A 12,646-nucleotide genomic window follows, 5' to 3' on the forward strand; every position below is an offset into this window, starting at 1 on the left:
ACGACCTCTGTATGATGCACCTCCTTGCCTGATGTTCCCCCGTAGTTCAGTCGGTAGAACGGCGGACTGTTAATCCGTATGTCACTGGTTCAAGTCCAGTCGGGGGAGCCAATTCCTCACCATCTCGGTGCAAGTTATCCACTTTAGTGCTTTCCTCTGCCAATTTTAATGCACAAGCCCTGCCTTGCTGCACGCCTCCCTTTTGATCCCCCGTCACTGACCGGCAGCGTTTTGTTCTGCCGCACATAACTATTTGATTTTTATAGAAACAATTTATTGCCGGTATTTTTTGAACAGCCCTTGAAGCCCAGTATTGGCGCGGGATACAGCCTGATCACCAAGTTTCATGAACAGGGTTATCCACAGTTTCTGTGGGTAAGTTGACCAAAGCCAATGTTCATCTGGGTTGGCAGCGATTGTCTCCGGTTTGGCGAGGCGACGCACCGCTCGCCCCATTTTCTGCTGTTTTTGTCCGTCCCCCTAAATGGGGTCAACCAGGGCAACGCCCCCACCACGGCGCGGTCTTTTTTCGCCATGCCCCGTGTCACGGGTCAGCCCTCGCCGGACGACAAATGGGGTTCTTTTGTATCCCTTAACTGACCTCAGTGAAAAATGCTGAAAACCATGCCCAATCGCTCCCCATACAGCAGGTAATAAATTGTCCACAGGGCCGTCGGCCCCTCCCTTCCCGACAGCAGAAATCACTCATTGACACCGGATCCGGCAGCGTAAAGTAGAGTATTTTTCCTCCTGGGCGCCGCGCATCCCTCACCCCTCTGGTCGAGGCGCCACTTAACTGGCTGTCGATCCGCTTTGGCGCTTCTTTCTTGCCAAGGGATACGGCACAATATCGGCCCCACTTTTTTCCTCGGTTTTTCCGGGCATGACCATAGATTTCGTGACACTGCTACATCAAAGCGACTCCCTGCTGCTGTTCGTGGTACTGGCCTTCGGCCTGCTGCTAGGCAAGGTCCGCATCGGCAACTTCCAGATAGGCAATACCATAGGGGTGCTGTTCACCGCCCTGCTGTTCGGCCAGATGGGATTCCAGTTTTCCACCTCCACCGAAAACGTCGGCTTTATGCTGTTCATCTTCTGCGTGGGGATTGAAGCGGGGCCGCACTTCTTCAGCGTCTTCCTGCGCGACGGCATCCACTACATCACCCTGACCCTGGTGATCCTGCTGAGCGCCCTGCTGCTCACCGTGGGGCTGGCCAAGTTCTTCAATCTGGGGCCCGGCATGGCGGCCGGCATCCTGGCGGGGTCGCTCACCTCCACCCCGGCGCTGGTGGGCGCCCAGGATGCCCTGCGCAGCGGCCTGCTCAACCTGCCCCACCAGACCGACATGCAGTCGGTGCTCGACAACATGGGCATCGGCTATGCGCTCACCTATCTGGTGGGGCTGGTGGGATTGATGCTGGTGGTGCGCTACCTGCCTTCCCTGGCGCGGCTCGACCTCAACACCGAGGCCCAGAAGATCGCCCGCGAGCGGGGCCTCTCCGACAGCGAGAGCCGCAAGACCTACCTTCCCATCATCCGCGCCTATCGGGTCGGCCCGGAGCTCGCCGCCTGGATCGGCGGTCGCACCCTGCGAGAGACCGGCATCTATCCCCACACCGGCTGTTATGTGGAGCGCATTCGCCGCAACGGCATACTTGCCAGCCCCGATGGTGACGCCGTCATCCAGGAGGGAGACGAGATCGCCCTGGTGGGCTACCCCGAGAGCCACGAGAAGCTGGACGTCAACTACCGCAACGGCAAGGAGGTGTTCGATCGCAACCTGCTGGACCTGCAGATCGTCACCGAAGAGATAGTGGTGAAGAACGATGCCGTGGTCGGCCGCCACCTGGTGGAACTCAACCTCACCGAGAAGGGGTGCTTCCTCAACCGGGTGGTGCGATCCCAGATAGAGATGCCGTTCGATCGCAACATCATGCTGCAGAAGGGTGACGTGCTGCAGATCAGCGGCGAGAAACAGCGGGTCAAGCTCCTGGCCAACAAGATCGGCTTCATCAGCATCCATAGCCAGACAACGGATCTGGTGGCCTTCACCACCTTCTTCGTGCTGGGCCTGCTCATCGGCTCCGTCTCCCTGGTGTTCGGCCAGATAGAATTCGGCCTCGGCAACGCCGTCGGCCTGCTGCTGGCGGGGATCCTGATGGGCTATCTTCGGGCCAACCACCCCACGGTAGGCTATGTGCCGCCGGGCGCCCTGCGCCTAGCCAAGGATCTCGGCCTCGCCGTCTTCATGGTGAGCACCGGGTTGAAAGCGGGGGGCGGCATCCTGGATCACCTGAGCGAGGTGGGCATGGTGGTGCTCTTCTCCGGCATGCTGGTGACCACACTGCCGGTGCTGGTGGGTTACCTGTTCGGGGTCTGGGTGCTGAAGATGAACCCGGCCCTGCTGCTGGGGGCCATCACCGGGGCCCGCACCTGCGCCCCGGCCATGGACGTGGTGAACGAGGCAGCCAACAGCTCCATCCCGGCGCTCGGCTATGCCGGCACCTATGCGGTAGCCAACGTCATGCTGACCCTGGCGGGCTCCTTCATCATCGGCTTCTGGTTCTAGGCCGGCTCGGGTATTGAATATGCAATGAAAAGAGGGAGCCCACGGGCTCCCTCTTCATTTGGCGTTCTCCCCGGCCAGGCCCCCAACCGATAGTGAAGATCGTGCTATCACCCGAGCGCAATCAAACCCAACGAGCTAAGGGGTCCTCTGAGCCACGCTTACACTCAATAAAACGAGTGAGGTGAACATCATGAAACGCTTATGGATTGTCATTTTTTGGGTGCTTTATTCCCTGTCCCCGGCCTGGAGTGCCGAGCCAGATAAAAAAGCCACCACCGAGGAAGAAGAGGAGCGCAGCGCCCTGGCCTTTGACAGCGAGGAACTCGCCAAACCCATGCTGGGGGATCTCGACGCCATGCTGGAGCGGCGCACCATACGGGTGCTCACCACCTACAACAAGACCGGCTACTTCATCAACAAGGGGGTGCAACGGGGGGTCACTTACGACGCCTTCATGCAGGTGGAGAAACGCCTCAACGAACAACTGCGCAAGCAGAAGGCCATCAAGCGTCACCTCAAGGTGCACTTCGTCTTCATTCCCGTCGCCCGCGAGGCCCTGCTGACCTCCCTCATCGAAGGCAAGGGGGATATCGCCGCCGCCAACCTCACCATCACGGACAAGCGCAAGAAGCAGGGGGTGGTGTTCAGCGATCCCTTGCTCGAGAACGTGCGGGAGCTGCTCGTCTCGGGCCCCGATTCCCCCAAGGTGGAGAGCGCCGCCGATCTGGGTGGCAAGACCATCTTCGTGCGCCCCTCCTCCAGCTATTTCGAGAGCCTCATGGCCTATAACCAGGCCCGCAAGGCGGCGGGAGAGCCCCTCATCGACATCCAGCCCGCCTCCGAAGTGCTGGAAGATGAAGATCTGGTGGAGATGGTGAACGCGGGCCTGCTTCCCTTCATCGTCATGGACGAGCACAAGGCCCGCTTCTGGCAGAAGATCTTCCCCAAGATCACCATTCATGAGACCCCGGTGTTCCGGGAGGGGGGCATCATCGCCTGGGCGGTACGCCAGGACAGTCCCAAGCTGCTCGCCATGCTCAACGAGCAGATCAAGGCGATCCGCGGCAAGGCGACGGGGGAGGACATACTGGCGCGCTATCTCAAGCAGAACAAGTTCGTCAAGAGCGCCGCCGCCGAGGCCGAGCGCAAGAAGTTCCTGCAGGTGGTGGAACTGTTTCGTGAATACGGCGAGAAATACGACGTGGACTGGCTGCTGGTCGTCGCCCAGGGCTATCAGGAGTCCGCCCTCAACCACAAGGCGCGCAGCCATGTCGGCGCCATCGGCATCATGCAGATCATGCCCGCCACCGGCAAGGGGCTGAAGGTGGGCGACATCCGCCAGCTCGAGCCCAACATCCACGGCGGCGTCAAATACATGCGCTGGATGATCGATCACTACTACGCCGACGAGCCCATGACCGCCCTCGACAAGGCATTATTCTCGTTTGCCTCCTACAACGCCGGTCCCGCCCGGGTGGCGCGACTGCGCACCGAGGCGAAGAAACGGGGGCTGGATCCCAACGTCTGGTTCCACAACGTCGAATACGTGGCGGCGGAGAAGATAGGAGCCGAGACCGTCACCTATGTGGGCAACATCTACAAGTACTACATCGCCTACAAGCTGGTGATGGAGCAGATGCAGCTGAGACAGCAAGCCAGCGAAACCCTCAAACGGCAGGAGCAACCCGCCGACAAGGCGCCCGCCAAGGAGACCAAGTCCTAGAGCCGCCACCCGGCGTTTGCAAACAACAGGCGGGCCTTCCTCGGAAGGCCCGCCTGTTGTTTGTCCCCTAATCAGCCCCCCTCCTCCCACGGAGTTAAAACGGCCAGTGCATGATGGAGCGGCACTGCGGCAGGCAGTCAGGCCTCCTTGTCGCCTCGCAGCAGCTCGAGCAGCAGGCTGCCGTCTCGCAGGGCCTTGTGCACCTGCACCGAGGTGGGCTTGGTGGGGTCTTCATAGAAATGGGTGGACTCGATCTGCAGACGCACCAGGTAGTCGGCCGGCAGCTGGCTCGCCAGGGACTGGTGCAGCATGGGGAACAGCAGGCGATCGGCCCGGGTGATCTCCCCCCCCAGCAGCAGCTTGCCCGGATTGAGCAGGCAGATGAGGTTGGCCAGCACCCGGGAGAGGCGCCCCGCCGCCTGGTGCAGGATATCCTGGCAGAGGCTGTTGCCCGCCAGCGCCAGCTCGCACAGCTCGCGGATGGTGACGACCTCGGGCAGATCGTGCTCCTGCATCCGTTCGCGCAGGTCCCGGTACTGGGCCTCCAGCGCCTGATTGGTCACGAGCGTGCAGGCGCAGCCAAAACCGCCGCAGTAACAGCGCTGGCCGTAGGGCTCGAGCTGCAGGTGGCTGAGATCCCCGAGCAGGGCCGCCTCGCTCTCGATGAGCTGGCCGTTGACCACCATGCCGACCCCGATGTCGTTGTGCACGAACACCAGCACCGCATCGGCACAGTTCTTGGCGGCCCCCCACTCCCGCTCGGCCTGGATCCAGGTGCGCACGTCACCGCTCACCAGCACGGGCACCGAGAAGGCCTCCTGCAGGGTGGGCCCGAGGGGCCAGTTGCGCAGATCGTAGTAGGGAAAGTGCTTGACCATGCCGGAGTGGCGCTCCACCTGCCCCGGCAGGCAGAGGGCGATGCAGGCAAGGCGCAGCGCCTTCTTGGGCAGGAAGCCCTCGATGGCCCGCACCAGGCTCGCCAGCAGGGAGGCTCGCTCCCCCTCGTTGAAGACGTGGCGATGGCGCGCCATGGAGCGGCCCGCCAGATCGAACAGGGCCATGTCCACATAGCCGCGGCCAAGGCGCATGGAGAGAAACTGGAAGCGGCGCTCGTTGATGCGCAGCAGGGTCTGACGGCGGCCACGGCCCACCGAGCTCTCGCCACAGGTAACCACCAGACCGCCATCGAGCAACTCGCGGGTGATCTTGGTGATGCTGGCGGGAGAGAGGCCGGTCAAACGGGACAGATCGGTACGGGACAGCTCCTTGTGCTCCTCCAGGCTGGCGTAGACCAGGCCGTAGTTGAGCTGACGGATCAAATCGATACTGCCTTTCACGATCTCATTCATAGGGTTGGGGCTAACGAAAGGAACGAATGGCGCGATTTTCCCACATTCTGTGCCGATCCCCAAATTTGCCGTCTGGATATCCCGTCCACACGGCAAAAATGTGACTAGTAACGGAAGCGGGAGACGAGTTGACGCAATTTGTCACCCGTACCGGCCAGGGCGCGGGTGGTGGTGTTGGACTCCCCGGCCGCCTCGGTCAGCTCGCTGACGATCTGCTGGATGGCCACCAGGTTCTTGTTGATCTCCTCGGAGACCGCGTGCTGCTCCTCGGCGGCGGTCGCTATCTGGATATTCATGTCGTTGATGGTACCGACGGCCGCCACCATGCTGTCGAGGGAGCTGGCGATGTGGCTCGCCTCCTGCACCGTCTCCTGGCTGCGGGCCTCGCTCGCCTGCATCACCTCGACCGCCTGCCTGACCCCGCCCTGCAGCCGCTGGAGCATCTCGTTGATCTCCTTGGTGCTTTGCTGGGTGCGACCGGCCAGGGAGCGCACCTCGTCCGCCACCACCGCAAAGCCGCGGCCCTGCTCGCCGGCCCGTGCCGCCTCGATGGCGGCGTTGAGCGCCAGCAGATTGGTCTGATCGGCGATGCCGCGAATGACCTCCACCACGGACCCTATCTTGCCGGTCTCGTGGGCGAGCTGCTCGATGACACCGGCGGCCACGTGTACCTCGTCCACCAGCCGGTTGATGCTGCCGATGGCGTTGTTCACCACACCGCGGGCGGCGTCCGATTCGCGGGCCGCATCGCTGGTGGCGCAGGCCGCGTTGGAGGCGCTGGCCGCCACCTCCTGGGCGGTGGAACTCATCTCGGTCACGGCGGTGACCACCTGATCCGTCTCCTTGCCATGGCCCTGCATTTGCCTGTCTGCGTGCTCGCTCAGGCTGTGCAGCCTGTCCACGGCGCCGAGCAGCTGATGGCTGGTCTCCCCCACCTGGCTCACCACCGACTGGATCCTTTCGACGAAACGGTTGAAGGCGGTGGCCAGCTGACCCACCTCATCCTTGCTCTGCACCTTGAGGCGCCGGGTCAGATCCCCTTCCCCGTCGGCGATGTCGTTGAGGGCCGAGACCGCGTCCGCCAGCGGCCGGGTGACCCGGTTGCCGATCACCACGGTGGCAGCCAGGGTCACCCCCAGGATCACCAGGATGAGCAGCACGCTGCTTTGCAGGGAGGCGTGCATGGTCTCCTCGCGCTCGCTGCGCAGGGCCGCCAGCTCGTTGTCGATATCGTCGATGTAGAAGCCCGTGCCCACCACCCACTGGTACTTGTCGAGCACCAGGTTGAAGGAGAGCTTGGGGGCATCCCGGCCGAGGGACGGCTTGTTGGTCCAGTATTCGGAGAAGCCGTCTCCCTCCCGCGCCGACTTGATGATCCCCTGGATCAGGAAGGTGCCCTTGGCATCCTTGTCCTGCCAGCGATTCTTGCCCTCCATCTCGGGGCGGGTCGGCAGCAGCACAGTGTTCCCCTGGTAGTCGTAGACGAAGAAGTAGCCGTCACTGCCATAGCGCAAGGGGCGCAGGATCTCGGTCACCCGCTGGCGGGTCTCTGGGTTGTCTGGCCCGGCATAGGCCTGCTCAATGGCCGTCTTGGCCAGCATCAGGTAGCTGCTGAGCAGGGCCTTGCGCTCCTTGACCGCCTTCTCCCTCGCCACCACCAGATCGGACTCCAGACCGTTCCTGGCCACCAGGTAGTTGCTGAGGTTGACCACCAGGGCCATCAGCAGCACGGGGATGGCCCCCAGCAACAGAATTTTCTGCTTTAGCGTCATCTTGTACTTCCTTTAGCCATTTTATTGTGGGTGCTTCGTTCCTACTCGCTCAGCCATGGAGTGCTGGCCGAGGGGGGAGTGCCTTCGCTACAATCCCGCCACCTTTTATTATCGACCCGATGAGCTGACCCATGAGCCAATGTCCTTGCGGTTCCTCCCTCCCCCTCTCCCAGTGCTGTGGCGTGCTCCACGCAGGCCAGGCCGCCGCCAGCCCGGAGCAGCTGATGCGCTCGCGCTACAGCGCCTTCGTGCTGGGATTGGGGGAGTACCTGATCCACAGCTGGCACCCTGACTTTCTGCACGGCCTGACGGCGGCCGAGCTCTCCCGGACCGATACCCGCTGGGACGGCCTCGAGATCCTCGCCAGCCAGGGCGGCCCCCTTGATGAGACCGGCACGGTGGAGTTCAAGGCCTGGTTCCTGGAGGGGAACGAGCGTCACTGCCTGCACGAGCGATCCCGCTTCGTGCGTCATCAGGGGCGCTGGGTCTACACCGACGGCGAGCAGGATCCGGCGCCGCTGCGGGTTGGTCGCAACGACCCCTGCCCCTGTGGCAGCGGTAAAAAGTTCAAGAAGTGCTGCGGCTAAGCGCCGTGACTCGTGTCGACAGAGGGGGCCCGGTGGCCCCCTCTGCTGTTGCTGGAGTGTGACAACAATCACGCTTTGCTCATTAACACCCCTTTTTATGAGCGTTTACGAACATTAACTTGGCCCATATCAAACATTTCCAACCAGGGAAGCGCCACACTGGCCCCATCTGGAAGAGATGAGACGGGCAAGAATGAAAAGAATAACCACGGAAGTCGTCATCATAGGGGGGGGCGCCACCGGTGCCGGCATCATGCGCGATTGCGCGCTGCGCGGCATCGACTGCATCCTGCTGGAGCGGGACGACATCGCCGCCGGCACCACGGGGCGCAACCACGGCCTGCTCCACTCGGGGGCCCGCTACGCGGTAACGGATCAGGAGTCCGCCCGCGAGTGCATTCAGGAGAACCGCATCCTCAAGCGGATCGCCAGCCACTGCGTGGAGGATACCGGCGGCCTCTTCATTACCCTGCCGGAAGATGACCTCCATTTTCAGCGCACCTTCATGGATGCCTGCTCCCTGGCGGGCATCGAGACTAGCCAGCTGGATCCCCGAGAGGCGCTGCGCCTCGAACCCAACGTCAACCCGGCGCTGATCGGGGCCATACAGGTACCGGACGGCACGGTCGATCCCTTCCGCCTGGCCGCCGCCAACGTACTGGACGCGAAAGAACACGGCGCCCGCATCTTCACCCACAGCAAGGTGCTGGGGCTGCTGCGCACCCAGGATAGGGTGCACGGGGTCAGGGCGATCAACACCCGCACCGGAGAGGCGTTCGAGGTGGAGTGCCGGGAGGTGATCAACGCCGCCGGCATCTGGGGCCAGCAGATCTGCGAGTACGCCGACCTCGGCATCCGCATGTTCCCGGCCAAGGGCTCCCTGCTCATCATGGATTACCGCCTCAACCAGCTGGTGCTCAACCGCTGCCGCAAGCCGGCGGATGCGGACATCCTGGTGCCGGGCGACACCATCTCCCTCATCGGCACCACCTCGAGCCGCATCGACTACGACAAGATTGACCAGCTCACCGTCGAGCCCGGCGAGGTGGAGGTGCTGCTGCGCGAGGGGATCAAGCTCGCCCCCGTCATGGCGCGCACCCGGCTGCTGCGCGCCTATGCCGGTGTACGCCCCCTGGTGGCGGTGGACGGCGACGAGTCGGGCCGCAACATCAGCCGCGGCATCGTCTTGCTGGATCATGCGGAGCGCGACGGTCTTCAGGGCTTCAACACCATCACCGGCGGCAAGCTGATGACCTACCGCCTGATGGCCGAATGGGCCACCGACCTGCTGGCCAGGAAGCTGGGCAACAGCAAGCCCTGCCGCACCGCCGAGCTGGCCCTGCCGGGCTCGCGGGATCCGGAGAAGGTCTCGGCCCCCGGTCTCTCGGTGCCCGCCGAAGGCTCGGCCCAGTACCGTCACGGCGAGCGGGTCATCGCCTTCTTCCGCGACAACCCCAAGGCCAACGCCCTCATCTGCGAATGCGAGATGGTGACCGCGGGGGAGATTGAATACGCCCTGCGCGAGCTCGACGTGGACAACCTGGTGGACTTGCGCCGCCGCACGCGCCTGGGCATGGGTCCCTGTCAGGGGGAGCTGTGCGCCTATCGCGCCGCCGGCCTGATGCAGGAGTACGGCAAGGCCGACGGCCGCCAGGCCTGCGTCATGCTGCGCCAGTTCCTGGAGGAGCGCTACAAGGGCACCCGCCCCGTGCTCTGGGGGGATGCCCTGCGCGAAGCCGAGTTTACCTACTGGATCTACGAGGGGCTGTTCGGCCTTGGCGAGTGGACGGCCCCCCACCTGGTGAGTGATCCCCCCTTCCCGCTCGCCCCCCGCACCCCAGCCAACCCCACCAAGGAGCGCAGCCATGAAATTTGACAGCATAGTGATAGGCGGCGGCATGGCGGGCCTCTCGGCGGCCCTGCGCCTGGCCGAGGCAGGCCAGAAGACCCTGCTGATGGCCTCCGGCCAGAGCGCCCTGCACTTCTCCTCCGGCTCGGTCGATCTGCTGGAGAGCGAGGGGGATCCCCGCGCCGCCCTGCCCGATTTCATGGCCACTCATCCGGATCACCCCTACAGCAAGGTGGGACTGGCCAACATCCTGGCGAGCCTCGATGCGCTGCAGCGTCAGTGCGCCGAGGAGGGACTGACCCTCATTCGCCAGGAGCGCAACCACCAGCGTCTCACCCCCATCGGCACCCTCAAGTCCACCTGGCTCTCCCCCGAGACCTGTGCCTGCCTCACCGAGGCCCCGGCCCCCGGCGCCCTGCTGCTGGCCACTCTGGCCGGTTTTCGCGACTTTCACCCGGCGCTCGCGGCGGCCAATCTCGCGACCCATGCACGCTTCGCCCACAGCCGGATCCTGACCGGGGAGATCCGCCTGCCCCAGCTGGCCGAGTTCAGCCGCAATCCCCACGAGTTTCGCTCCGCCGATATCGCCCGCCTGCTCGACCGCCAACCGGAACTGCTGGTGGATCTGGCCCGCGAGATCAGCCGCATGGTGATCGAGTGCGGCGAGCCGGGCTGCCGCCATATCGTGCTGCCCGCCTGCCTGTCGCTGGGGCTGGTGGGGCCCCGCCTGGCGGAGCTGGAGAAGCGCACCGGCTGCACCATTCGCGAAGTCGCCACCATGCCGCCGTCCCTCATCGGGATGCGGATGCAGGAGGCCCTCAAACGGCGCTTCATGGCCCTCGGCGGCACCTTCCTCACCAGCGAGCGGGTGCTGGGTGCCCGCTACCAGGGGGACAGGGTGCTCGGGGTGCACAGCCAGAACGGCGACGACCAGCTGTTCGAGGCCGACCACTTCGTGCTCGCCTCCGGCAGCTTCTTCAGCCGCGGCCTGGAGTCACGCCTTGGCGGCATCCGCGAGCCCATCTTCGACGCCGATGTGCTGAGCCTGTCCGAGCGCGACGCCTGGGCCGGTCGCCGCCTGTTCGATCACCACCCCTTCATGGGCTTCGGGGTCAAGACGGACGACCAGCTGCGGGTGCTGCGGGGCGGCAAGCCCCTCGCCAACCTCTTTGGCGCCGGCAGCGTGCTGGCCCACTATGACCCCATCAAGGAAGGGTCAGGTTCAGGCGTGGCGGTTGCCACCGGCTGGCAAGCCGCCGGCCATATTCTGGCGGAGGGCTGAGATGAATCACACATTCCCACTCACACGACACGGCGTGCTGGCCCACGACGATGCCCAATCCAAGGAAGGGTCAGGCTCAGGCGTGGCGGTCGCCACCGGCTGGCAGGCCGCCGGTCACATCTTGAGTTCAGCCCAATGATGATTTTGTCCCATATCCCGTGCCTTCACATCCTACGGGAGGAGAACTGACATGCTACTGGATCATGCCAACCAAACCTTCGATCAGTGCATCAAATGCACCGTCTGTACCGCCTACTGCCCGGTGGCCAAGGCCAACCCGGCCTACCCCGGCCCCAAGCAGGCGGGCCCGGATGGAGAGCGCCTGCGCATCAAGAGCCCGGAGCTCTTCGACAGCGCCCTCAAGTACTGCACCAACTGCAAGCGCTGCGAAGTGGCCTGCCCGAGCGGGGTGCGCATCGGCGACATCATAGCCCGGGCCAAGCACCAGTACAGCGGCTTCAAGCCGGGGATCCGCGAGTTCGTGCTCTCCCACACCGATCTGATGGGCGGCATGTCCACCCTGATGGCCCCGGTGGTCAACTTCACCACCGGCCTCAAGCCGATGAAGCTGGTGCTGGACAAGGCGCTGGGGGTCTCCTCCCACCGTTCCTTGCCCAAATACTCCCAGGGCACCTTCCGCGGCTGGTACAAGAAGCAGAAAGCGAGTCAGGCCCGATATGAGCGCCAAATAGCCTACTTCCACGGCTGCTACGTGAACTACAACCACCCGCAGCTCGGCAAGGAGCTGGTGCAGGTGCTCAACGCCATGAACATCGGCGTCCAGCTGCTGGCGCGGGAGAAGTGCTGCGGCGTGCCGCTCATTGCCAACGGCTTCATGGACAAGGCCAAGCAGCAGGCGGCCTTCAACATCCAGCAGCTGGAGAACACCCTGCTCGGCAACGAGATGCCGCTCTTGGCCACCTCCTCCACCTGCGGCTTCACCCTGCGGGACGAATACCCCCACCTGCTGGAGCAGGACAACCACAAGGTGCGGGATCGCATCTCGCTGGTAACCCGTTTTATCTGGAACGAGTTCTATCAGGGCAACAAGCCGGCGATGAAGCCGCTCAATCTGCACATCGCCTACCACACCCCCTGCCACATGGAGAAGATGGGGGGCGTCATCTATACCCTGGAACTGCTGCGCGCCATTCCCGGGGTCAAGGTGACGGTGCTCGATTCCCAGTGTTGCGGCATCGCCGGCACCTACGGCTTCAAGTCGGAAAACTACGACACCAGCCAGGCCATCGGCGAAGGGCTGTTTGATCAGATAAACCGGCTCAAGCCCGATCTGGTCATCACCGACTGCGAAACCTGCAAGTGGCAGATCGAGATGAGCACGGCCTTCCCCTGTGAACATCCGATCCACCTGCTGGCAAGCGCCCTGGCTTGAGATGAGCACCGCCATGCTCCCCTGTGAACGCCCCTGCCACCTGCTGGCCCGGGCGCAGGCATGAGCTAGCCATAGTCCTCCACCCAGATAAACAAAGAGTCGGCAATTGCCGGCTCTTTTTA

At 63.6% G+C, this 12,646-nt stretch carries 9 protein-coding genes and 1 tRNA gene; 8 read left to right on the forward strand and 2 right to left on the reverse strand.

Annotated features, from left to right (window positions below; all coding sequences use genetic code 11):
• Nucleotides 1-35: 35 nt before the first annotated feature.
• The 3 genes from I6L39_RS17420 (at nucleotide 36) to I6L39_RS17430 (ending at nucleotide 4,292) form a co-directional block, all read left to right on the forward strand.
• Nucleotides 36-111, forward strand: a tRNA-Asn gene (locus I6L39_RS17420).
• A gap of 772 nt (nucleotides 112-883) precedes the next feature.
• On the forward strand, nucleotides 884-2,569 hold the full coding sequence (locus tag I6L39_RS17425; protein WP_042076971.1) for an aspartate:alanine antiporter: 1,686 nt from the start codon (nucleotides 884-886) through the stop codon (nucleotides 2,567-2,569).
• Nucleotides 2,570-2,759: 190 nt separating this feature from the next.
• Nucleotides 2,760-4,292, forward strand: coding sequence for a lytic transglycosylase F (locus I6L39_RS17430; protein ID WP_216990359.1), 1,533 nt, complete (start codon nucleotides 2,760-2,762; stop codon nucleotides 4,290-4,292).
• 137 nt (nucleotides 4,293-4,429) lie between these two features.
• On the opposite strand, the gene I6L39_RS17435 is transcribed toward I6L39_RS17430, so the two are convergent.
• Together I6L39_RS17435 and I6L39_RS17440 are read right to left on the reverse strand one after the other, a co-directional pair.
• Nucleotides 4,430-5,641 carry an ROK family protein gene (locus I6L39_RS17435; RefSeq protein WP_209792559.1) on the reverse strand — a complete coding sequence of 404 codons (1,212 nt, stop codon included), beginning with the start codon at nucleotides 5,639-5,641 and terminating at the stop codon, nucleotides 4,430-4,432.
• A 104-nt stretch (nucleotides 5,642-5,745) separates the two neighbouring features.
• On the reverse strand, nucleotides 5,746-7,413 hold the full coding sequence (locus I6L39_RS17440) for a methyl-accepting chemotaxis protein (RefSeq protein WP_216990360.1): 1,668 nt from the start codon (nucleotides 7,411-7,413) through the stop codon (nucleotides 5,746-5,748).
• 131 nt (nucleotides 7,414-7,544) lie between these two features.
• On the opposite strand from I6L39_RS17440, the gene I6L39_RS17445 reads away from it, so the two are divergent.
• The 5 genes from I6L39_RS17445 (at nucleotide 7,545) to glpC (ending at nucleotide 12,524) form a co-directional block, all read left to right on the forward strand.
• Complete coding sequence (locus I6L39_RS17445) at nucleotides 7,545-8,000, forward strand: YchJ family protein (protein ID WP_216990361.1); 456 nt, start codon at nucleotides 7,545-7,547, stop codon at nucleotides 7,998-8,000.
• A 193-nt stretch (nucleotides 8,001-8,193) separates the two neighbouring features.
• Entirely contained in the window at nucleotides 8,194-9,876 is a 1,683-nt protein-coding gene (gene glpA, locus I6L39_RS17450; RefSeq protein WP_216990362.1) for an anaerobic glycerol-3-phosphate dehydrogenase subunit A, read from the forward strand.
• Nucleotides 9,866-11,131: a glycerol-3-phosphate dehydrogenase subunit GlpB gene (gene glpB / locus I6L39_RS17455; RefSeq protein WP_216990363.1), complete on the forward strand. Its 1,266-nt coding sequence runs from the start codon at nucleotides 9,866-9,868 to the stop codon at nucleotides 11,129-11,131. The genes glpA and glpB overlap by 11 nt, the downstream gene beginning before the upstream one ends.
• Before the next feature lies 1 nt (nucleotide 11,132).
• Nucleotides 11,133-11,270 (forward strand): hypothetical protein, encoded by a 138-nt coding sequence (locus I6L39_RS17460; RefSeq protein WP_216990364.1) that lies wholly within the window; start codon nucleotides 11,133-11,135, stop codon nucleotides 11,268-11,270.
• Between the two features lie 51 nt (nucleotides 11,271-11,321).
• The gene (gene glpC, locus I6L39_RS17465; protein ID WP_216990365.1) at nucleotides 11,322-12,524 is read left to right on the forward strand and encodes an anaerobic glycerol-3-phosphate dehydrogenase subunit GlpC; all 1,203 of its coding nucleotides are present in this window, start codon (nucleotides 11,322-11,324) and stop codon (nucleotides 12,522-12,524) included.
• Nucleotides 12,525-12,646 lie beyond the last annotated feature (122 nt).

This window comes from Aeromonas sp. FDAARGOS 1409, assembly GCF_019048705.1.
GTDB classification, from domain to species: Bacteria; Pseudomonadota; Gammaproteobacteria; order Enterobacterales; family Aeromonadaceae; genus Aeromonas; species Aeromonas sanarellii.